At 27.3% G+C, this 22,195-nt stretch carries 19 protein-coding genes and 1 other annotated feature (1 of these 20 cut by a window edge); of the genes, 6 read left to right on the top strand and 13 right to left on the bottom strand.

Annotation, left to right across the window (positions count from 1 at the left end; all coding sequences use genetic code 11):
- Window positions 1-38 (bottom strand) — a binding site (T-box leader); it reaches 183 nt to the left of the window's first position.
- 65 nt (window positions 39-103) lie between these two features.
- From mnmA to JWF52_RS03655, 12 genes are all read right to left on the bottom strand, one after another.
- The gene (gene mnmA, locus JWF52_RS03710) at window positions 104-1,183 is read right to left on the bottom strand and encodes a tRNA 2-thiouridine(34) synthase MnmA (protein ID WP_208331999.1); all 1,080 of its coding nucleotides are present in this window, start codon (window positions 1,181-1,183) and stop codon (window positions 104-106) included.
- A 207-nt stretch (window positions 1,184-1,390) separates the two neighbouring features.
- On the bottom strand, window positions 1,391-1,840 hold the full coding sequence (nifU, locus tag JWF52_RS03705) for a Fe-S cluster assembly scaffold protein NifU (RefSeq protein ID WP_208331998.1): 450 nt from the start codon (window positions 1,838-1,840) through the stop codon (window positions 1,391-1,393).
- 42 nt (window positions 1,841-1,882) lie between these two features.
- Window positions 1,883-3,070, bottom strand: coding sequence for a cysteine desulfurase NifS (gene nifS / locus JWF52_RS03700; RefSeq protein ID WP_208331997.1), 1,188 nt, complete (start codon window positions 3,068-3,070; stop codon window positions 1,883-1,885).
- Window positions 3,071-3,088: 18 nt separating this feature from the next.
- Window positions 3,089-3,538, bottom strand: a complete 450-nt coding sequence (locus tag JWF52_RS03695) for an RrF2 family transcriptional regulator (RefSeq protein WP_208331996.1) — start codon at window positions 3,536-3,538, stop codon at window positions 3,089-3,091.
- 274 nt (window positions 3,539-3,812) lie between these two features.
- A complete protein-coding gene (locus JWF52_RS03690; RefSeq protein WP_208331995.1) occupies window positions 3,813-4,745 on the bottom strand; it encodes an ROK family protein in 933 nt (310 codons plus the stop codon).
- Between the two features lie 113 nt (window positions 4,746-4,858).
- A complete protein-coding gene (locus JWF52_RS03685; protein ID WP_208331994.1) occupies window positions 4,859-5,629 on the bottom strand; it encodes a GNAT family N-acetyltransferase in 771 nt (256 codons plus the stop codon).
- A gap of 560 nt (window positions 5,630-6,189) precedes the next feature.
- Entirely contained in the window at window positions 6,190-7,464 is a 1,275-nt protein-coding gene (locus tag JWF52_RS03680) for a replication-associated recombination protein A (RefSeq protein WP_208331993.1), read from the bottom strand.
- A gap of 74 nt (window positions 7,465-7,538) precedes the next feature.
- On the bottom strand, window positions 7,539-8,324 hold the full coding sequence (gene codY / locus JWF52_RS03675) for a GTP-sensing pleiotropic transcriptional regulator CodY (protein WP_208331992.1): 786 nt from the start codon (window positions 8,322-8,324) through the stop codon (window positions 7,539-7,541).
- A 158-nt stretch (window positions 8,325-8,482) separates the two neighbouring features.
- On the bottom strand, window positions 8,483-10,585 hold the full coding sequence (gene topA, locus JWF52_RS03670; RefSeq protein ID WP_208331991.1) for a type I DNA topoisomerase: 2,103 nt from the start codon (window positions 10,583-10,585) through the stop codon (window positions 8,483-8,485).
- Window positions 10,586-10,615: 30 nt separating this feature from the next.
- Window positions 10,616-11,713: a DNA-processing protein DprA gene (dprA, locus tag JWF52_RS03665; protein WP_208331990.1), complete on the bottom strand. Its 1,098-nt coding sequence runs from the start codon at window positions 11,711-11,713 to the stop codon at window positions 10,616-10,618.
- Between the two features lie 9 nt (window positions 11,714-11,722).
- Window positions 11,723-13,252 (bottom strand): YifB family Mg chelatase-like AAA ATPase, encoded by a 1,530-nt coding sequence (locus JWF52_RS03660; RefSeq protein ID WP_208331989.1) that lies wholly within the window; start codon window positions 13,250-13,252, stop codon window positions 11,723-11,725.
- Window positions 13,253-13,302: 50 nt separating this feature from the next.
- Window positions 13,303-13,647 carry a YraN family protein gene (locus JWF52_RS03655; protein ID WP_208331988.1) on the bottom strand — a complete coding sequence of 115 codons (345 nt, stop codon included), beginning with the start codon at window positions 13,645-13,647 and terminating at the stop codon, window positions 13,303-13,305.
- Between the two features lie 132 nt (window positions 13,648-13,779).
- Between JWF52_RS03655 and JWF52_RS03650 the strand changes: the two genes are divergently transcribed.
- Window positions 13,780-15,075: a CapA family protein gene (locus tag JWF52_RS03650; RefSeq protein WP_208331987.1), complete on the top strand. Its 1,296-nt coding sequence runs from the start codon at window positions 13,780-13,782 to the stop codon at window positions 15,073-15,075.
- Window positions 15,076-15,121: 46 nt separating this feature from the next.
- On the opposite strand, the gene asnB is transcribed toward JWF52_RS03650, so the two are convergent.
- Entirely contained in the window at window positions 15,122-16,894 is a 1,773-nt protein-coding gene (gene asnB / locus JWF52_RS03645; RefSeq protein WP_208331986.1) for an asparagine synthase (glutamine-hydrolyzing), read from the bottom strand.
- 256 nt (window positions 16,895-17,150) lie between these two features.
- Here asnB and JWF52_RS03640 point away from each other — a divergent pair, with 256 nt between their 5' ends.
- The 5 genes from JWF52_RS03640 (at window position 17,151) to JWF52_RS03620 (ending at window position 22,094) form a co-directional block, all read left to right on the top strand.
- A complete protein-coding gene (locus tag JWF52_RS03640) occupies window positions 17,151-18,305 on the top strand; it encodes a sensor histidine kinase (RefSeq protein ID WP_208331985.1) in 1,155 nt (384 codons plus the stop codon).
- Entirely contained in the window at window positions 18,298-18,942 is a 645-nt protein-coding gene (locus JWF52_RS03635; protein ID WP_208331984.1) for a response regulator transcription factor, read from the top strand. Before JWF52_RS03640 ends, JWF52_RS03635 begins: the two co-directional genes overlap by 8 nt.
- Before the next feature lie 88 nt (window positions 18,943-19,030).
- A complete protein-coding gene (locus JWF52_RS03630; RefSeq protein ID WP_208331983.1) occupies window positions 19,031-19,969 on the top strand; it encodes an ABC transporter ATP-binding protein in 939 nt (312 codons plus the stop codon).
- 11 nt (window positions 19,970-19,980) lie between these two features.
- Window positions 19,981-21,042, top strand: a complete 1,062-nt coding sequence (locus tag JWF52_RS03625) for an ABC transporter permease (protein WP_208331982.1) — start codon at window positions 19,981-19,983, stop codon at window positions 21,040-21,042.
- Complete coding sequence (locus JWF52_RS03620) at window positions 21,042-22,094, top strand: ABC transporter permease (protein ID WP_208331981.1); 1,053 nt, start codon at window positions 21,042-21,044, stop codon at window positions 22,092-22,094. Before JWF52_RS03625 ends, JWF52_RS03620 begins: the two co-directional genes overlap by 1 nt.
- Window positions 22,095-22,195 lie beyond the last annotated feature (101 nt).

The raw sequence follows: 22,195 nt of genomic DNA, 5'->3' as shown, positions 1-22,195 counted from the left end.
ACATCAAATAATTTACTACTTCTTATCACTGCTTTTCTCTTCTTAAATTATCTATTTTATATTACTAAATTTTTTCAAATTTAGCAATAGTATTTTAATACTATTAGTCAATTACTCCTCCACCAATAACAGTATCTCCATCATACATTACAACAGATTGCCCTTTTGTTATTGCCCTTTGAGGTTCATCAAATGCTATTTTTATTTTGCCATTTCTAAGAGCATAAACTGTAGCATCTGCTGGTTTTGCTGAGTATCTAATTTTAGCTTGTACTCTTATAGGTTCATCTATCTTATCAAATGGTATAAAGTTAACATCTTTAGCTATAAGTTCTTTAGAGAATATATCATCATTATCTCCAAGTATAACAGTGTTTTTCTTAGCATTGATATCAACTACAAACATAGGCTTACCAAATGCTATTCCTAACCCTTTTCTTTGACCTATAGTATAGTTTACTATACCATTATGTTTTCCTAATACGTTACCGTTAGTATCTACAAAATATCCGTCTTCAATTCTTTTTTTCGAATGTTTTTTAACATATCCAGCGTAGTCATTATCCTTTACGAAACATATTTCTTGACTATCTGGCTTATTATGAACATCCATACCCATCTCTTTTGCTATTTCTCTTACTCTATCTTTTTCAAACTCTCCTATTGGTAGTAGTGTATGTTCTAATTGCTCTTGAGTAAGGTTATATAATGCATAAGTTTGGTCTTTTTTATCCGTAACTGATTTTTTAAGTAAGTATCTACCAGTTTCTTCATCTTTTTCTATTTTAGCATAATGTCCAGTGGCTACATAATCACATCCTATTTGACGAGCTTTTTTAAAGAAATCATCAAACTTTATATGCTTATTGCACGCGATACATGGATTAGGTGTTCTTCCGTTTAAATATTCATCTATAAAAGGCTCTATTACCTTTTGCTTAAATACATCACTAAAGTTTAATACATAAAAAGGTATACCTATTTTTTCCGCAACCTTTCTAGCATCTTCTACTGCTGCTAGTGAACAACATCCACCTTCATTTTCTATTAAATCATCATCTTCATCATCTTGCCATAGTTTCATAGTAACCCCTATGACATCATATCCTTGTTTTTTTAGTAGATATGCTGCTACTGAACTATCTACTCCTCCGCTCATTCCTATCATTACTCTTTTGCTCATAAAATCACCTCATTCTTTATATTATATATATTTTGCTTATTTTTTTAAAGACTAAAATTCGCTACCCTCATTTTGCTAACAAGCAAAAGTAATTCACTCACAAATTATCTAAAATAAATATATCGATCAAATTTGATTAAAATTAATATCCCTTTTAAGTATTTTTACCTAAAAGGGATATTGTAATCTAAATTATTTATTTAGGATTTATTCTTCTTCCTCTATATCATGGTGATGATCATGATCATCATCTATTACTACACCATCTAATTCTGGTATGTGTATATTGTTCTTTTTAGCGTAATCTATTAATGCAGCCTTTATAGCTTGTTCTGCTAAAACTGAACAGTGCATTTTTACTGGTGGTAATCCATCTAATGCTTCTGCAACAGCTTTATTAGTTACATCTAATGCTTCATGTATAGTTTTTCCTTTTACCATTTCTGTAGCCATTGATGAACTAGCTATTGCTGATCCACATCCAAAAGTTTTAAACTTAACATCTTTAATTATTTCATCTTCTATATCAAGATATATTCTCATTATATCTCCACATTTAGCGTTTCCAACTTCACCTATTCCACTTGCATTTTCTATTTCTCCAACATTTCTTGGGCTCATGAAATGATCCATAACTTTATCACTATATGGGTTCATATTTTTATCCTCCTATATACTTATTAATTTACAGTATTTTTATTATTTGTTTTTATTTTTTATTTGATCATAAAGAGGCGACATACTTCTTAATCTCTCTATAACTGGCGGTAAATTCTCTATTATATAATCTATATCGTCTTCTGTTGTAAAGTCTCCTACTGTAAGTCTAAGTGACCCATGAGCTCTTTCATGAGGTAGACCTATAGCCATTAGTACATGTGATGGGTCTAATGATCCTGAAGTACAAGCTGATCCACTTGATGCAGCTATACCTAACATGTCTAGCATTAAAAGTATTCCTTCACCTTCTATAAACTCAAATCCAAAGTTTACATTTCCAGGTAATCTATTTTCTAAGCTACCATTTACTGTTGTATATGGTATATTTTTTAATATTCCATCTATTAATTTAGTTCTTAATTTTGTTAAAGAAGCTATGTGGTTATCCATATTTGCTTTAGCTATTTCGCAAGCTTTTCCATACCCAACTATTGATGGTATATTTTCAGTTCCTGCTCTTCTTCTTCTTTCTTGCGCTCCACCATGAACAAATGTATGAAGCTTAGTTCCTGCTTTAATATATAAAGCTCCTATACCTTTTGGTCCATATATTTTGTGTGAAGACATACTCATTAAATCTATGTTTAATTCTTTAACATCTATATTAATATTTCCTGCTGCTTGAACTGCATCAGTATGGAATAATACTTTATGAGCTTTAGCTATTTCACCAATTTCTTTTATTGGTTGTATAGTTCCTATTTCATTATTTGCAAACATTATAGTTATTAATATTGTAGTATCTTTTATTGACTCTTCTAATTGCTTAAGATTTACTTTACCTTCAGAGTCAACATCTAAGTAAGTTATTTCAAATCCATGATATTTTTCTAAATATTCACATGTATGAAGTACAGCATGATGTTCTATTTTTGATGTTATTATGTGATTTCCTTTAGCTTTGTTAGCATATGCTACACCTTCTATTGCCCAGTTATCACTTTCTGTTCCACCCGCTGTGAAATATATTTCATTTGGCTTTGCATTTACTAAGTTAGCCACTTGTCCTCTAGCTTTATCTAAAGCATTTTTTGCTTCTCTTCCGAATGTATGAAAACTAGATGCGTTTCCAAAATAATCTGTTAAATATGGCATCATTTCATCTAATACTTCTTTTTTTACAGGAGTTGTCGCAGAATAATCCATATATAATCTTCTTTTTTCCATTTTTATTCGTCTCCCTATCTATTTTATAATTAAATTAGTTATATCATTTTCTAGTCTACTTTTGTTGTAATCATTTATCATGTCCTGAAGAGTGATTGAATTTACAACTTCATCTATACCCTTTTTCATCTTTTCCCAAACTACCTTCGTGACACACATGCCTGAGTTTTCACATACATCTTCATCTAATACACAATCTGATAAAGATATTGGCCCTTCAAGTACTGTCAATATGTCTCCAACGGTAATATCCTTGGCTTCTTTTCCTAACAAATATCCACCTTGAGATCCCCTTACACTTTTAACTAAGCCAGATTTTTTTAGCTTAGAAAATATTTGCTCTAAGTATTGATCCGAGACATTTTGCTTCTTCGCAATAAATTTTAAGGGCACAGGGCCATCGCCTTGATTAAGCGAAAGTTCAAACATGGCCTTAAGTCCATATCTACCTTTAGTCGATAACTTCATATTTTATCACCCTTTATTTGAAATCTAATTCATACTGTTTTAGTATGAATTATCTACAAAACAATTTTATTATACCATAGTATTTTTGTCAAGATTAAATTCCAACTAATTTACTAGGATTTAAAATTAAAAAATTTAGCCATATAATTTTAAAATAAATTATCTTAGCTATACTACATTTTTACCCGCTATTTTAGTTTTTAATCTAAAAAATTAAAATTTTTTAACTAATAAATAAAACTGCCTAGAATTTATTCTAGGCAGTTTTATAATATTATAGAGCAGATGCCCCTAATATGCCAGCATCATTTTTAAATTTAGCTATAACAATGTCTCCAATTCCAGCACCATCAAACGGAAGATGCTTTTTAATTTGTTCACTTAGACCTTCTAACATTATATCACTGGCATTTGAAACTCCTCCTCCAATTGATATAACTTCTGGATCTATAAAGTTTATAATATTAGCAATCCCCATAGCTAAATATTTTTTAAATCTAGATACAACTTCTATTGCTACTTCATCATTTTCTTTATATGAATCAAATACCATTTTTGCAGTTATATTATTTACATCATTATCTGCCTTTTCAATTATTATTGTTTTTCTTCCTTCTTCTACTAATTTTCTAGCATACCTTATTATTGCTGTAGCCGAACAAAATGTCTCAAAGCATCCATTATTACCACAATTGCAATCAAAATAATTGCTAGATACCATCATATGCCCGATTTCTGCCCCTATTCCATTAGCCCCTGTAATAAGCTTACCATTTATTACAACGCCTCCGCCTATTCCAGTTCCTAATGTTATCATAACTCCACTTTCATAACCTTTCATACTTCCATATGCATATTCAGCAAGTGCAGCAACATTCGCATCGTTTCCTATCTTTACTCTAGTATTTGAAAACTTTTCTTTTATTTTAGGTACAACTAATGCATTTTTTAACCCTAGATTAACACATGTTACCCCTCCATTTTTGGCAACAATTCCAGGAAATCCTATACCTATTGTATTTATTTTATTAATATCGATATCACTCTTATTTAAAATATTAGTTACTAATTCGATTATATCATCAGCTAGTTTATCTAATCCACCTTGTCTATCTGTTTCTTTGCTAAGTTTGCTAATAATTTCTCCATTATTAACAATTCCAGATTTTATGCTCATTCCTCCAACGTCTATCCCTATATTATACATACTCTCCTCCTAAGCTTCCCTTGATTAACGAAAATGTTTTCTTCAATAAATCCATTATACAATAATATATTTTATATTAACATTAAATTTTTAACAATCTTTTCAAATTTAAATTACCTATATCCTATGCTCCAAAAACCAATATTTTCAAACCCTAGCTTTTTATATATTTTTCCTGCTTCTTCATTATCATAAAAAAGACATGGTATCTTTCCTTCACTTAATAATTCATTACAGATTCTTACTATACATCTAGTTGCAAGCCCTTTATTTCTATAATTTGGATGTGTTCCTACCCCAACTATCATTGCATGAGTTTTATTTTCTGAAGTACTCTTCGCCATAGCTACTGCCTGCTTATTAACTTCTATACAATATCCTCTTCCAGTTTTTAATCCATTTTTTATACAATCTATATTTGTATTTTCAAATTCATCAATTAATTCGTATAATCTTACTATTCTTTTTAGGTTGCCAAATCTTACTTTTTTAACTTTTATCCTTGATGATCTATGTATATATGGTATCTCTTTGTCTAACTTACTTAGATTGACAGTTCTTATTTTCCTTAAGTCAATCCTATTTGATAGTTGACTTATTATTTCTGATTTTCCACTTATTTCGCAGTAATCTAATCTATTAATTAAGTTCATAAATTTATCTATATTAAATTTAGAGTAAGAATAAACTATAATAAAATCAAAGTACTTTGCTAAAATCCCTTCTAGCTCTCCATCTATATTTATATCGCCCCAGATATTAAAAAAATAATTATTATAACCATATCTATCTATGTCCCCTATTATAAATAGATTAAATTCGGGCTCTTTTTTTAAATACTTCATCAATTTATCATTATAAGTATTATCAAGCTTTACAATCATAACCATTCCCCCTGATATGAACAGTTGCTAAGTATATCTATTCATAAATAAAATTTATACTATATATTTTATAGTAGATATTTTATTATATGATTCATTTTTTAATTATCTCCTTTATTTTTTAATGTTGCATAAAAATTAATTTTATAATATGTAATATACTACAATTAATAATGCTTAAAATTATAGTCATTTTATATGTAAAAAATAGAGATAAATTAAAATCTACCTCTACAAAGTTTTATTATTTATATTAAACTACTTCTTTATTTTTTAATTCTACTGTATGTAAATCTTAAAATTCACCTTCTTTACTTATTTACTCTTAAAAAGTTACTATATCAACAATTTTATTTATTTCCATAACTACTATTTCATCATACTTACTTAATATACCTTCTGTTAATTTATGAGTTACTATTATCATAAAAATTTATATTAAAAGGGTGCTTTCTTTATATTTAAAAGATAGCACCTTTTACACAATACAATTTATCAAAGTTTTAATTTGAACTTTTCAACTTCCATGTTTATTTCATAATTGCATATTTTATTTATAGTTAATCTCTATTTTTTACACTGTCCCAATATTGTTCAAAAGACTTTTCATTTTTATTCTCTCCTGGGATATAATATTTTTTATCTTTTATTGCATCAGGTAAGTATTGTTGCTTTATATAATGATTAGGATAATTATGTGGATACTTATAGTCTACTCCTCTACCCAAATCTTTAGCTCCAGCATAATGTGCATCTTTTAGATGAGGTGGAATATCTCCTACTTCTATATTATCTAAATCTGATAATGCATTTTCTATAGCCATAACAGCTGAATTTGATTTAGGACATTGTGCTAAATATATTGTAGCTTGTGCTAATGGTATTCTAGCCTCTGGAAAACCTAATTGAAGAGCTGCTGAAACACATGCTTCTGTTATAGTTATAGCTTGTGGAACAGCAAGTCCTACATCTTCACTTGCAACACAAAGTAGTCTTCTAGTAATATTTTGTATATCTCCTGCTTTTACAAGTCTAGCTAAGTAATGAATTGATGCATCTATATCAGACCCTCTCAGAGACTTATGAAATGCAGATAATATAGAGTATCCATCATCTCCACCTTTATCGTAACTTAGCATTTTTACACTTGAAGATTCTATAACATTTTGGGCAGTTATATTTACAGAATTAGAAGGTATATCTATTCCTAAATTAAAAACTAATTCTAATTTATTTAATGCACTTCTCATATCACCATTACAGGACTCTGCTATGTATTCTAACGCTTTTTCTTCAACATTAATATCTTTATCTTCATATATAACTTTAATCTTATCTACGGCATTTTTAAGCCCTTTTATTATATATCTTTTTTCTATAGTTTTAAATTCAAATATAGTACTTCTACTTAAAATGGCTTTATACACTACAAAGTATGGGTTGTCAGCAGTGCTTGCTATTAAAGTTACAGATCCCTCTTCAATTACTTCAAGTAATGATTGTTGCTGTTTTCTATTTAACGCCTGAATCTCATCTAACATTAAAATTATACCATTATAAGAAAATAAATCTCTTTTACTTGCATCTATTGCTTCTTTTATTTCTTTTACACCACAATTTACTGCATTTAATTTTATATATTTTTTTCCTGTAACATTAGCTATAATATTTGCCAATGTTGTTTTACCTGTTCCTGGAGGTCCATATAGAATCATATTAGGAATAGTATTATTTTCTATAAGTTTATTAATAACTTTACCTTTACCTATTATATGACTTTGACCTACCATGTCTTCTATTTGATGTGGTCTTAATTTATCTGCTAAAGGTTGCATAATCTCACCCTTTCATAAAATCTATCTATAATTAAATAAAAGGCATCTACTTAAAAATAGATACCTTTTTATATTTAGTGATTATTTTTTAGTTTTTTAAGTTCTTCAATAAGCTTATCATTAAGTACTTTTATATGTGTACCTTTCATACCTAAAGATCTTGATTCTATAACCCCTGCACTTTCAAATTTTCTAAGGGCATTAACTATAACAGATCTAGTTATACCAACTCTATCTGCTATTTTACTTGCAACAAGTAAGCCTTCTTTTCCGTCTAGTTCTTCAAATATATGCTCCACAGCTTCAAGTTCGGAGTAAGATAATGTACCTATAGCCATTTGAACTACAGCTTTCTTTCTCATTTCTTCCTCTAACTCTTCACCTATGGCTCGTAATATTTCAAGTCCAACTACTGTTGCACTATATTCAGCTATAACTAAATCATCATCTGTAAATCTTTCACCATATCTTGAAAGAACTAATGTTCCAAGTCTTTGTCCACTACCTAATATAGGTACTATAGTATTATTTTTATCTAATCTAGTATGTTCTTCTGGGAACATTCCTAATAGATCTGCACCAGTTATATTTTCTAATGTTTCATTAATTTTTAATAAATTTTTAGTATATTCCTCTGGGAATTTTTTTTGTTTAGTAATTTCATCTTCTATAACTGAGCTATCGTTAGCATCGTTAAGGTATAATCCTAAAACCTTCCCTTTACTACTTAATACGTATGCGTTTGCATTTAATACTTCTCCTAATGCTCCGGCTAATAAATTAAAAGAGACATTGCTTCCACTACTTGATTGTAGTGTTTGATTTATTTTTCTTGTTTTTTTTAACATTTCACTTGCCATTTATATTCATCTCCTCATAAAAGTCAGGCATCTTAAAACCTATTTTATTATTTAAGTATTTCTAATTTGTTTAACAAAAATTTCAATTATTTCTAAATCATGCACTTGAAATGTTATCACAAATTTCTGTCTTTTTCAATATGATTACTAGTATTTGTCTATTTTTCTATATTTTCATCTGATACCTCTTTATTTTCCTTGATAGTACCTTTATTACAGTCCTTATCAGAACAAATTATTTTAGTTTCAGACTTACTTACTTTCTCTATCATATAAGCTCCACATTTATCACAAACTTCCCCTGTAGGCTTATTCCATGCTATAAAATCGCACTCTGGGTAATTGGAACATCCATAAAAAGCCTTACCTTTTTTAGACTTTCTAAGAATTATATCTCCTTCATGACATTTTGGACATTTTACTCCTACTTTATTTACAAGAGGTTTTGTAGTTTTGCATTCTGGATAGTTTTTACATGCCATGAATTTTCCAAATCTACCATATTTGATAACCATGTTTTCTCCACAGTTTTCACATATTTCATCTGTTTCTTCATCCATATTTATCTTTTCTATGCTTTCTATTGCTATTTCTATAGCTTCTCTAAGTGGTTCATATGCATCTGATACAACTTTTTTCCATTCAATATGGCCTTCTTCTATTTCATCTAGTTGATTTTCCATTTGTGCTGTAAAATCAACATCTATAAATTTTTGGAAGTTATTTTCTAATATATCAGTTACTATTATCCCTAATTCTGTAGGACAAAGGCTTGTTCCTTGTTTCTCAACATACTCTCTATTAAGTATTGTAGTTATTGTTGGTGCATAAGTACTTGGTCTTCCTATTCCTAATTCTTCAAGTGTCTTTACTAAACTAGCTTCTGTAAATCTTGCCGGAGGATTAGTAAAGTGTTGAAGTGGGATTGTATTTTCTAAGCTAAGCATATCACCTTCTTTAACATCTGGTAATATCTTATCCTCTCTATCTGTAAAATTATAGATTTTAGTGTATCCATCAAATTTCATTTTAGATCCAGTTGCTTTAAATATATAGTTTCCTATTTGACATTCTAGGTTTAGTATATCAAATACAGAGTCTTCCATTTGACTTGCTACAAACCTTCTCCAAATTAAGTTATATAGTTTATATTGATCTTTACTTAAATAACTTTTTATACTATCTGGAGTTTTATCAACATAAGTTGGCCTTATCGCCTCATGGGCATCTTGTACTTTTTTAGTTTCTTTCTTCTCTTTTTTCTCAGCAGTATTTTTGTAATAATTTTCTCCTATTTCATCTAGTATATAAGCTTTTGATTTTTCTTTCGCTTCATCAGAGATTCTCTTTGAATCAGTTCTTATATAAGATATAAGACCTATAGTTTCTTTCTCTATATCTATACCTTCGTATAATTCTTGTGCTATGCTCATAGTCTTTTTAGTTGTAAAAGATAATTTATTTGCAGCCTCTTGTTGAAGCATACTTGTTGTAAATGGCTTTGGTGCTGCTTTTTTTCTTGATTTAGATTCTATAGATACTACATCTAAATTCTTGTCTTTAATATCAGCTAAAATTTCATTTACCATTTCTTCATTTTCTATTTCAATTTTTTTATTATCTTTTCCATAGAATTTTAAGCTTATATCTTCACCATTTGAAGTTTTTGCATCTAAATCTATAGTCCAATATTCAACTGGTATAAATGCTTTTATTTCTTTTTCTCTATCACAAATTAATTTTGTTGTTACTGACTGAACTCTACCTGCACTAAGCCCTTTTCTTACCTTTAGCCAAAGTATTGGACTTATTTGATATCCTAGTAATCTATCTAAAACCCTTCTAGCTTGCTGTGCATCAACTAGGCTTATATCTATATTTCTCGGACTTTTTATAGCTTTCTTTATAGCATCTTTAGTTATTTCGTTAAACTCTATTCTACATTCATCTTTTTCATCTAAATCTAGTATATGAGCTAAATGCCATGATATAGCTTCACCTTCTCTATCTGGATCGGTTGCTAGATATACTTTTTTAGATTTTTTTGCTTCTTTTTTTAATTCTTTTATTACGTCGCCCTTACCTCTTATGTTTATATACTGTGGATCAAAATTATTTTCTATATCCACGCCTAATTTACTTTTTGGTAAATCCCTTACATGACCAACCGAAGCTTTTACGGTATAATGACCTTTTCCTAAAAACTTTTCTATGGTTTTAGCTTTTGCAGGCGATTCTACGATGACTAATGTTTTGGCCATAAAACCACACACCCCCACTATCTATGTTATTTATACATTTAAACTGTATTTTTTATTATTCATTTCTATTAATACATCATTTAATACTAGTTCACTTAAAATTGTATTTACAGATTTTATTTCCATTCTAGTATTATCACAAATTTCATCTATATGCAAGACACCTTTATATTTTAAGGTCTCTATTACTTTAATACTTTCTTTGCTTAATTTTATATTATCATAATTTTTCCAATTTTCTTTAAAATTTATACTAGTTATTTCATATTCATTTAAAATATCTTCTATACCATCTATTAACTTTGCACCTTCTTTTATAATTTTATGGCAACCTTTACTCATATGAGAATTTATATTTCCGGGAACTGCAAATACATTTTTACCTTCTTCTAATGCAAATTCAACTGTAATTAAAGATCCACTTTTTTCAGCGGCTTCAACCACTATAACACCACTGCTTAGACCACTCATAATTCTATTTCTATTTGCAAAATTACTTCTGTAAACATTTTCATCTATGTTATATTCAGACAATATTAGACCTCCATCATCTAATATTTTATTTACTAATTTTATATTAGATTTTGGTAATGGATTATCAACAGAAGATGCAAAAACTGATATAGTTTTTGAGCTTCCTTCTATTGCTCCTAGATGACAGTATGAATCTATTCCAACAGCTAAACCGCTTATTATATTTATTCCTGCATCTGATAATTTTTTACTAATATTTTTTGCACAATGAATACCGTAATCTGTCGGTTTTCGACTTCCAACCATAGCTAAACTCATTTTATTAGCTATATTTATATCACCTTTATAAAATAATACTTTCGGTGCATCATATATGTATTTTAAATTAGTAGGATAATTTTCATCCTCAGTACAAACATATTCTATAGATTTGTTGTATAAATTTTCCTTAACTTTGTCTAAGTATGCAAGACTTTTATATTTTACTATATTTTCTTTAATATTTGTATTTATATTTTTTAAATCATATATTTCCTTATCTGATGCATTTATTAAATTCTCAATATCTAAAAAGTTATTTTCTATTAATTCTATAGTATTATTAGTTACTCCTTTTATTGACTTTAACCACAGATATATATCTCTTTTTTCCATATTTATCTCCTATTTAAAATACGTATAATATGCTTTTCTAAAAGAAAAAGCCTCCATTATATGATTATTATTTATAAAATTACTACCTTCTAAATCAGCTATAGTTCTTGCTACTTTTATAAGTTTTGTGTAACTCCTATTACTTAATTTATATTTATTTAATATTAATTTAGTAGTAGATAAAGCTTCATCATTTAATTTACAATAAGTTAAAATTTCAGATGATTTTATTTCATCGTTAGTTTTTATACCTTGATTTTTAAATCTCATATTTTGGATTTCTCTTGCTTTTTGCACTCTTTCTTTTATAATTTTTGAACTTTCAGAATTAGTATTATTATTTAACTCCTCATAAGATACTGAATTTACCTCTATAAAAATATCAAATCTATCTAATAATGGACCTGATATCTTATTTTTATATCTATCTATATCAAAAGTTCTACATGTACATTCATTTTCAGACTTATAATACCCACATGGGCATGGATTCATAGCTCCTACTAAAAGTAGGTTGCAAGGATATTTCATATTGTATTTTATTCTAGATATATTTATATACTTATCTTCTATTGGTTGTCTTAATGTTTCTAAAATTTTCCTATCAAATTCGGCCATTTCATCTAAAAATAACACTCCTCTATGTGCTAAAACTACTTCACCTGGCTTAGCATTAACACCGCCACCTACTAAAGCCTGTCTTGTTGATGTGTGGTGAGGAGATCTAAATGGCCTTTTATAAACTATTCCTTCATTTTCATCAAGTAGTCCTGATGCACTATATATCTTAGTAACTTCTATCATTTCATCTTTTTTTATATCTGGTAAAATTGTTCTTATTCTTTTAGCAATCATTGTTTTTCCTGAGCCAGGAGGACCTACCATTAATATATTATGGTTTCCTGCAGCAGCTATTTCTGCTCCTCTTTTTACAAAGTAGTTTCCACATACATCTTTAAAATCTTCATCATAATCATTTTTTTCATTATCTTTATTTAAATTAACAATATCTTTATTATCAATATTTAATTCACCATTTAAAAACGATATACATTCCTTTAAGCTTTTAACGGGTATTATATATATGTCATCTATAAATGAACTTTCCACTAAATTATCTGATGGTATAAAAATCCTTTTTATTCCTTGTTCTTTAGCACTTATAACTATAGGTAAAATCCCTCTAACTTTTCTTAAGCTTCCATCTAATGATAATTCTCCGACAAATAGACTTTCATTTATGTACTTTTCATCCTTTTTTATAGCTTGTCTAAGTATTCCTATACATATAGACAAATCAAGGAAAGAGCCTTGTTTTTTCATATCTGCAGGTGATAAATTTACTACTATTCTAGAGTTTGGAAAGCTATATCCACTATTTATTATTGCTGACTTAACCCTGTCTCTCGCCTCTTTTATCTCTGTACTTGCAAGACCTACTATGCTAAAGCAAGGTATTCCATTTACTATATCAACCTCTACTTTTATTAAAAATCCTTCTATTCCTATTAAATTACTTGAATTAATTATACTAAGCATCAAATTCCTCCACTAAAAGTTCTCTACTCTAACATAACAAACACAGTTTCTTAAAATGCATTAACTATATGATTTATTTTATTTTCATTTAAATATATTTCTATAACATCAAATCTCATAGGCTCATTGTGTAAATTATTTCTTAGAATATAATAATTTGCAGTGGAAATTATCTTTTTTATTTTTTTATAATTTACAGCTTCAGATGGATATCCAAACTTTAAGTTACTCCTTGCTTTTACCTCTACAAATACAAGTTTATTATCTAGCTTGGTTATTATATCAATTTCACCTGTTTTTATTTTATAGTTTTTCTCTAATACCTTAGCACCTTTCGACATTAAATATTTCAAAGCGACATTTTCTCCAAAATCACCTTTTTCTTTATTATTCATCATTATTCTCCTAAGTTTTTTTCTTTATTTAATGATTATTGTCATTGAAATAACTATATATACAGCTTTTATTTTTTATGATTGAAAATTTATAATTTTAAGATTAATATTACTATATGAGGGGGAATTAGTATGTCTAGATCCAGAAAGAACCAAATAAAGAAAAGAAAGATAAAAATTTTATTTAAAAAACTATTTTTTATATTTTTTGTATTATTACTATCTAGTGGCTTTTTAATAACCAATCTTTCTAAAGATGTGAAATCAGATAAATTTATTTCAGATAATCAGGTTAAAGGGGAAGTTTTTTCAAATACCACTAAGCAAGATACTAGTAAAATAACTTTAAGTGCAGTTGGAGATGTAATGTCACATAATCCACAATTAAAAGCACAATTTAATCCTGACACAAAATCTTATTCTTTTGATAATAACTTTAAATATGTAAAAAAATACATAGAAAATTCAGACTTAGCAATAGCCAACTTAGAAACTACATTAGCAGGGCCTTCTACTTCTTATACATCTTATCCTACATTTAATTCACCAGATGAATTAATTGATGGCCTTAAATTTGCCGGTGTTGATATACTATCGACTATTAATAACCACTCTTTTGATAAAGGAGACTTAGGTGTAAAAAGAACGTTAGAGGTTTCTAAAGAAAAAGGATTTGATACTGTTGGTACTACTAAAAATGTTGGTGATGCCAACTATTTAATTAAAGATGTTAATAATATAAAATTAGGTATTACTGCATTTTCCTATGGAGAAATAATAAACAATACTAAAAAATTAAATGGAATAACAATATCAAATAATTCTAAAGATAAAATGAATATATTTGATATGCACAATGTTGATAATGCATTTAATACTATAAGTAATACCTTAGACAATCTTAAAGATACAGACATTCAAATAGTTATAATCCACTGGGGAAATGAATACCAAAGGACCCCTAGTGAGTTTCAGAGAAAACTTGCTAAAAAGCTATCTGATGCTGGTGTAGATATTATTATAGGCTCTCATCCTCACGTTGTACAACCTGCTCAGATGATTAAATCAAGTAATGGTAATAACGACACTTTAGTTATATATTCCCTAGGAAATTTCATATCAAATCAAAGAAGAGAACTTTTAGGAAATCCTTTTACTGAGGATGGATTAATGGCTGATATTGAGATAACTAAGGACTTTAATAAAAATAAAACATTTGTATCAAAAGTAAACTTTATACCTACTTGGGTTAATAAATATAGAACTTTAGGAAAAGATGTTTATGAAATAATACCAATATCTGATAAAAATGAATTGTCTACTATTGAGAATTTACCATTGGATAAAGTTAAAGCATCCTTTGATAATACTATTTCTCAAATTGAAAATATAAATATTTTTAATATACCTAAAAACCCATTTGAATAGTTAAATAAATAGAGCTTACTCTAATATTAGAGCAAGCTCTATTTATTTAAATTGCTTCTATAAAAAATCTTTTATACCATACTAGAAATACATATACTGTATATATCTTTCTAGCATTATTTACTTTATCATTATAATGATTATCTAATAATTTAATTAAATCTTGTGTTTTAAAAAATTCAGATGCATAATCACTAGAAAAAGCTTCTTTTACAATGTTATAATATTTTTCTTCCTTTAGCCATAATCTTATAGGTACTGGGAATCCTTTCTTTTCACGTTTAGCCCATTCATCTGGAAGATTTTTCTTTGCAGCTTCTCTTAATGCTACCTTAGTAGTTAAGTCATTAACTTTATATCTAGTCGGTATTGATTCTCCTACTTTCATTACCTCCTTATCTAAAAACGGAACTCTTAATTCTAATGAATGAGCCATACTCATTTTATCTGCTTTTAATAATATATCTCCTTGCAGCCAAAGTTTTAAATCTAAATACTGCTTTTTAGCTATATCATCTTTATACTTGACTTTATCATATATAGGTCCAGTTATTTCTTTTATTGATTTTGAATTTATATATTCTGGATTTAATATTTTTTCTGCTTCATTTTCTTCAAATATTAATGCTTGTCCTATAAAGTAATCTTCTACTTTGCTTCCACCTCTTATAATAGTAGTTCTTCCTTTGAAATTTGGTAATCTTCTAGCTACTTTTGCAGCTATATTTCTAAATTTATAAGGTATTTTTTTATATTTTTTTAATCTATCATCATCATCATACCACCCATATCCACCAAAAATTTCATCTGCTCCCTCTCCTGATAAGACAACAGTTACATGTTCTCTTGCTAATTTAGATAAAAAGTATAACGGTAGGGATGATGGGTTTGATTGAGGTTCATCCATATGATACTGTATTTTAGAAATGTTTTCAAAGCATTCATCTGCAGTTACTACCTTTTGAATATTTTCTATACCTAATGAGTCTGATAACTCCTTTGCGAGATTTGATTCATTGAATTTATCTTGTCTAAATCCGACTGAGAATGATTTCTGTGGTAATAAACAGGCAGCTATATAGCTAGAATCTACTCCACCTGATAAAAATGTTCCAACTGGCACTTCACTATCTTTATGAACTTCAACTGATTCTTTAATTACTTTTTCTATTTTTTCTACACTTTTTCCAAGAGATATCATCTCTTGTCTAAAATTTATATCCCAATATTCTTTAGTTTCCAATTTCCCATTTTTAAATGTAAGATAGTGACCAGGCTTAAGCTTAAACACACCTTTGAAAAAAGTTTCTTCTAGAACTGAATATTGAAATGTTAAATATGGTTTTAAAGCTTCTTTATTAATCTCTTTTTTAAAGTTCGGATGTTTTAAAAAGCTTTTTATTTCTGATCCAAATAATAAACCATTATCATCAGTTAGATAATAATATAATGGCTTTATTCCAAAATTATCTCTTGCTGCAAATATGCTATTATCATCTTTATTATATATTACAAAAGAGAACATACCTCTTAATTTCTTAACCATATTTTCACCAAACTCTTCATAACTGTGAATAAGTACTTCACTATCTGTGCTTGTAGTGAAAATATGACCTCTATTTATTAATTCAATTCTTAATTCTTTATAATTATATATTTCTCCATTAAATACTAAAACTAAGTTATTATCTTCATTAAATATAGGTTGTAGCCCATTGTCTAGCCCTATAATGCTAAGTCTTCTAAATCCTAATGCTACATTATCATCTATATACTCTCCCACTTGATCAGGTCCTCTATGTATTATAGTATCTAACATATCACTAATTACTTTTTTTTATTTAAAATTTTATCTAAAAATCCTACAAATCCACACATAATTTACTCCTTACTAATTTCTATATTTTGTCTGTTTATCTGTGATTATTATAAGTTTAACTATTTTCTATTTCAATGATTTATGGATTTTGTAAATTTTTTGTAAAATTTATTTTTAATATCTATATAAATTCATTTGAGTAATTAATAAATATAGCTTATTCTAATATTAGAATAAGCTATATTTAGGAGGGATTATGAATAAAAATAACTTAGCTACTTTTACTAGATATATATCATTATTTATGATAATTATAAACATTATGACTTATGATAATATTTCAAATATGTTACTTTTCTTAAGTTTAATTTTTATAATAAATAATCAAATTAGATTCTTTAATTTTAAAAATAAAAACTTAACTATGATAATTTCATCATTTTTTGAGTTTATACTAATTTTAGCTTTATATAATTATACATACAAATTTACACCATTTTATTTTTTACCACTAATTATTGATATATGTTTTTCCAAAATTATAAAGAATAAATATTTATATCTAATTATAATTATAGTTTCTTATTTTATTATAAATTTTAATAACTCAATATATTTTTCAATTGAATACTCTCTTATACTAAGTTTAATTTCATTATTATGTTTGTATATATATAGCGAAGATATTTTTAAAACTAATATACAAAATATTTATGATAAACTAAGAATTTCTGAAGATAATTTAAAAAAAGCAAATTCTGATTTAGAAGTTTATATAAGCTCTGTTGAAGAATTAGCTATATTAAAAGAAAGAAATAGAATTTCAAGAGAAATTCATGATAGTGTGGGACATTCTCTATCTACAACTATAATTCAATTGGGTGCTATTGAAAATTTAGTGTCTAAAGATAAAGACTTAAAAGAATTAGTTCATGAATTAAGAGAATTTGTTAAAGAAAGCTTTAAAGAAGTTAGAGAGGCTGTAACATCTTTAAAGCCAGACGGATATGAAAACTACCAAAATTTATTTAAAATCGAAGAGCTAATAAGAAACTTTATTAAAATGACTAATATTGATGTTAAAATGACTGTATCAAAAAATACTTGGAATCTTTCAAGTGTTCAATATACTGCTTTATATAGAATTATACAAGAATCACTTTCAAACTCTATAAGGCATGGAAAAGCAACTAAAGTTAATATATTTATTACCTTTAGCCCTAATAATCTAATACTTTCTATTAAAGATAATGGACTGGGATGTAAAAATATAAAAAAAGGCAATGGTCTAAATAGTATAAAAGAAAGAGTTGATGAATTAAATGGAAAAGTTGAATTTACTACTTCCAATGATGGTTTTATAATTCACACATCTTTTCCTAAAAATACAAGGAGTGAATTAATTGAGTAAAATAAAAATATTAATAGTAGATGATGAAAAACTAATAAGAAAAGGTTTAAAAATAATACTTAGCTCTTATAATGATTTAGATATAATTGGAGATGTTTCTAATGGATATGAGGCTTTAGAATTTTGTAGAAATAATCATGTAGATTTAGTACTTATGGATATAAGAATGAGTGTTTGTGATGGGGTCCTAGGCACTCGTCTTATAAAAGAATATGACTCTTCTATATCAGTACTTATACTTACAACATTTAATGATGATGAATATATAAAAAATGCTATAAACTTTGGTGCATCAGGATATTTACTAAAAGATAGCTCTGATGAAGTTTTATACGAAGGTATTAGATCTAGCGTCTCAGGAAATATTGTACTAGATAAAAATGTTGCCCCTAAAGTTATATCTAAAGAAAAAACTATTGACTGTAATGAAGTGTTAAACAAGTACAATTTATCAGATAAAGAAATTTCCATTATCAAGCTAGTTGCAAGTGGTCTTACTAATAAAGAAATTTCAAATGAATTATTCTTATCTGAAGGAACAATAAAAAATAATATAACTAATATACTATCTAAACTTGAACTTCGTGATAGAACTCAACTTGCAATATTTGCTTTTAAAAACAAAATAGTGACTTAAGTCATTTTCTAAAGTTACTTTATGGTATAGATTTACCTCCCATAATTTTCTATTATAATATTAGAAAATCATTTGGGAGGTATTTTTTATGAGTATTATAAAAGTAGAAAACATAACAAAACGATTTAACGACAAACTTGTTCTTGATAACATAAGCTTTTCTATAAATGAAGGCGAAATATTTGGTCTTATAGGTCCAAATGGAGCTGGTAAATCTACATTAATTAATATAATTACAAATCTTATGTTAGCTAATAATGGATCTGTTGAAATTAACGGTCTTGATTTAAAAAAAGATCCTATAAAAATAAAATCAATCATCGGTTTAGTGCCTCAAGAACTGGCTATAATCGAAACTTTAACACCTTACGATAACTTAGAGTACTTTGGTGCTTTATATGGTCTTAGTGGTAAATTATTAAAAGAAAGAATTGATGAATCTTTAAAAATTTGTGGTCTTTTAGATTTAAAAAAGAAAAAAGTAAAAAAACTTTCTGGTGGTATGAAAAGAAGATTAAATATAGCCATTGCTCTACTTCATCGTCCTAAAATATTAATACTTGATGAGCCAACAGTTGGAGTTGATCCCCAATCTAGAAATTATATATTTACATTCTTAAAAGATTTATCAATAAATAAAAATACAACTATAATATACACTTCTCATTATATGGAAGAAGTAGAACATCTTTGTTCTAAAGTATTTATTATAGACGAAGGAAAAGAAATAGCATATGGTGATAAAGAATATTTAAAATCACTAGTTTTTAGCAATACAAAGTTAATCATTGAACTTAATAACATAACTGGAAATTTAATATTTGATTTAAAAAGTATTGACGGAGTTTTATCTGTAAATGAAATAGATAACTCTACACTATCCCTTGTTATTGATAAGAAATTTTCAGTATCAAAGGCTTTATCAATAATTGAAGACAGTGACTTGCAGATATCTAAAATAACATATGAAGATCCAAGCCTTGAAGATGTATTTTTAAATCTTACAGGTAAAAGTCTTAGAGATTAGGAGGTGGTATTATGAGATTTTTTTATACTATTAAATTTTTCTTTAAAGGTCTTAAGAGTAATTTATTACTAAACTTATTTTCTTTTTTAATACTTCCCCTTGGACTTTCTTGGCTATTTGGAATGATGGGGAAAATGGAGTTTCAAAACCCTAATATAGTTGAGGTTACTCCAATAGTTATGACTGATAAAGATAATTCTACTTATTCTAAGTCACTAGTTAATTTTATAGAAAATGATTTAAATACCCTTTTTAAAATCACTAATAAAGATGAGAATGTTGATTTAGAAATAGTAATTCCTAATAATTATGAAGAAAGTATATTAAATAATAAATCTAGCAATATAGAAATTAAAGAACTAACAACTAGAGGTCAATTGTCTAGTTTAATGAAAAATATATTAGATGACTATCACCAAAATTTATACTATAAAAATACTTCATCATCTTTTATTGAGAGTACTACAATTGATAGTGAAATTAAAACTACTTCAACCGAGTATTTTGCTGTGAGCTTCTTAGGATTCTTAGGTATTATGTTTATTATGTTTATGTCTAATGGTGAATACTTATCTGAGAGCAATGGAATAAAGAAAAGATACCAGTCTATGCCAATTAGTAGATGTACTCAATTAATATATGAATTTATTTCATCAATTCTTTATTTTTTAATATTTATACTTTTATATTTATTATCTTTTAGATGTTTTAATATTTCATTTACTGGAAATTTATTCACTTTAATATTATTAGCTGTAATTACTTCTATATTTATAGCATCAATATCTAGCTTCTTAGGTGTATTTTTCTCTAAAAAATACGGTCTAATAATAGTCTATACATTAATGATGGCAGTGTTTGTATTAGGTGGAATAATTACTCCTTTTGTAGATGCTTTAGCAAGTTTATCTAAGTTATCACCATTATATCTAATTACAAATTTATTTACTAAATTTAATATCTATAATAGTTTTGAGCATCTTTTAAATCCTATTATTATAATTTTAGCTATGTCTATAACTTTACTTATAGCATCTCTATTAAAAGAAAAATACAGTTGGAGGGAATTTTAATGAATATAATTAGATTAACTTTATCAAATTTAAAAAGGTATTTAAAATCCCCTAGCTTAATATTACCTATGATTTTAATGCCCGCTTTATTAATATATGGACTTTTATTTACATTTTCTACTAATGAGTCCGATAGTCCTCACTACCTGGCTCCAATTGCACTAATATGTGATTTAGATGGAAAATATGAAAAACAGTTAATTAATGATTTGGAATTAAAGGATAATTTATTTGATATAAAAGATGAAAATAAAGCTATAGATTTGCTTAAAAATAATGAAGTATCTTCTGTATTTGTTTTAAATAAAGATTTTTCAAAGAATATAGATAATCTAGATTCACCCACTGTAAAATCTTTTGAAACTGAAAATGGTGGAGGAAGTATTTGGGCAAAATCTAAAATAGATAGCTTTATAAGTAATTCTCTAAATAATAAAAGCAATTTAAACGTTGTAACTGCTAAAGTCATAGAAAAAGAATCCCCACTACTAGGGAACTCATTTTTATTTATATTTATGACTAGCTATATGCTTTATGTAACTAACTCTGCATTTTGTCAGGACTTACTAATTTTAAGAAGATCTAATGTATTAAAAAGAATGCTATCAACTAAGAATAAAGATTTTGAAATATTATTTAGTTTATTTCTATCCTTATTCCTTGTGCAATCTTTATCATCTACTTTTGTGTTATTATTAACAACTAAGTTTAATGTAAATCTTGATATGATAGGTATAATTGTTGCAAATTGTTTTGTATCTACAGGACTTATTCTGTTATTTACTAGGATATTCAAGCAAGAGGCTACTATAGGATTTGCATCCACTATTTTTCCACTTTTAAATATAGCTTTGATTTTACCATTATTAATTCCGTCTTTCCCTCTTAATACTCCTTTTATTAATAATTTAGCTAAGCTATCTCCATTTTATTGGACAATCAAATACCTACAAGGTGATAGTGTATTAGTATCACTTATAGCTTTAATTTTACTTGGGTTAGTGTGTGTAACTTGTGGTAGCCTTAAACTTAGAGACTTTGCTAAAAACTAAAACTCACTTTGTTCGTGTCGCTCAAGTGTTTCGCCCACACGTGGCTCAAACGACTTCGTCCGTTGCTTAAAGATTCGCTTCATTAAAAAAGAGTATATCTA

This window comes from Clostridium sp. CCUG 7971, from assembly GCF_017590215.1.
Lineage (GTDB): Bacteria > Bacillota > Clostridia > Peptostreptococcales > Peptostreptococcaceae > Faecalimicrobium.
This window is presented reverse-complemented; position numbering and strand designations above follow the sequence as displayed.

Coding starts and splice junctions, on each gene's coding strand:
- mnmA (WP_208331999.1), bottom strand. CDS start 1,183: ATGAGCAAAAGAGTAATGATAGGAATGAGCGGAGGAGTAGATAGTTCA.
- nifU (WP_208331998.1), bottom strand. CDS start 1,840: ATGAACCCATATAGTGATAAAGTTATGGATCATTTCATGAGCCCAAGA.
- nifS (WP_208331997.1), bottom strand. CDS start 3,070: ATGGAAAAAAGAAGATTATATATGGATTATTCTGCGACAACTCCTGTA.
- JWF52_RS03695 (WP_208331996.1), bottom strand. CDS start 3,538: ATGAAGTTATCGACTAAAGGTAGATATGGACTTAAGGCCATGTTTGAA.
- JWF52_RS03690 (WP_208331995.1), bottom strand. CDS start 4,745: ATGTATAATATAGGGATAGACGTTGGAGGAATGAGCATAAAATCTGGA.
- JWF52_RS03685 (WP_208331994.1), bottom strand. CDS start 5,629: ATGATTGTAAAGCTTGATAATACTTATAATGATAAATTGATGAAGTAT.
- JWF52_RS03680 (WP_208331993.1), bottom strand. CDS start 7,464: ATGCAACCTTTAGCAGATAAATTAAGACCACATCAAATAGAAGACATG.
- codY (WP_208331992.1), bottom strand. CDS start 8,324: ATGGCAAGTGAAATGTTAAAAAAAACAAGAAAAATAAATCAAACACTA.
- topA (WP_208331991.1), bottom strand. CDS start 10,585: ATGGCCAAAACATTAGTCATCGTAGAATCGCCTGCAAAAGCTAAAACC.
- dprA (WP_208331990.1), bottom strand. CDS start 11,713: ATGGAAAAAAGAGATATATATCTGTGGTTAAAGTCAATAAAAGGAGTA.
- JWF52_RS03660 (WP_208331989.1), bottom strand. CDS start 13,252: ATGCTTAGTATAATTAATTCAAGTAATTTAATAGGAATAGAAGGATTT.
- JWF52_RS03655 (WP_208331988.1), bottom strand. CDS start 13,647: ATGAATAATAAAGAAAAAGGTGATTTTGGAGAAAATGTCGCTTTGAAA.
- JWF52_RS03650 (WP_208331987.1), top strand. CDS start 13,780: ATGTCTAGATCCAGAAAGAACCAAATAAAGAAAAGAAAGATAAAAATT.
- asnB (WP_208331986.1), bottom strand. CDS start 16,894: ATGTTAGATACTATAATACATAGAGGACCTGATCAAGTGGGAGAGTAT.
- JWF52_RS03640 (WP_208331985.1), top strand. CDS start 17,151: ATGAATAAAAATAACTTAGCTACTTTTACTAGATATATATCATTATTT.
- JWF52_RS03630 (WP_208331983.1), top strand. CDS start 19,031: ATGAGTATTATAAAAGTAGAAAACATAACAAAACGATTTAACGACAAA.
- JWF52_RS03625 (WP_208331982.1), top strand. CDS start 19,981: ATGAGATTTTTTTATACTATTAAATTTTTCTTTAAAGGTCTTAAGAGT.
- JWF52_RS03620 (WP_208331981.1), top strand. CDS start 21,042: ATGAATATAATTAGATTAACTTTATCAAATTTAAAAAGGTATTTAAAA.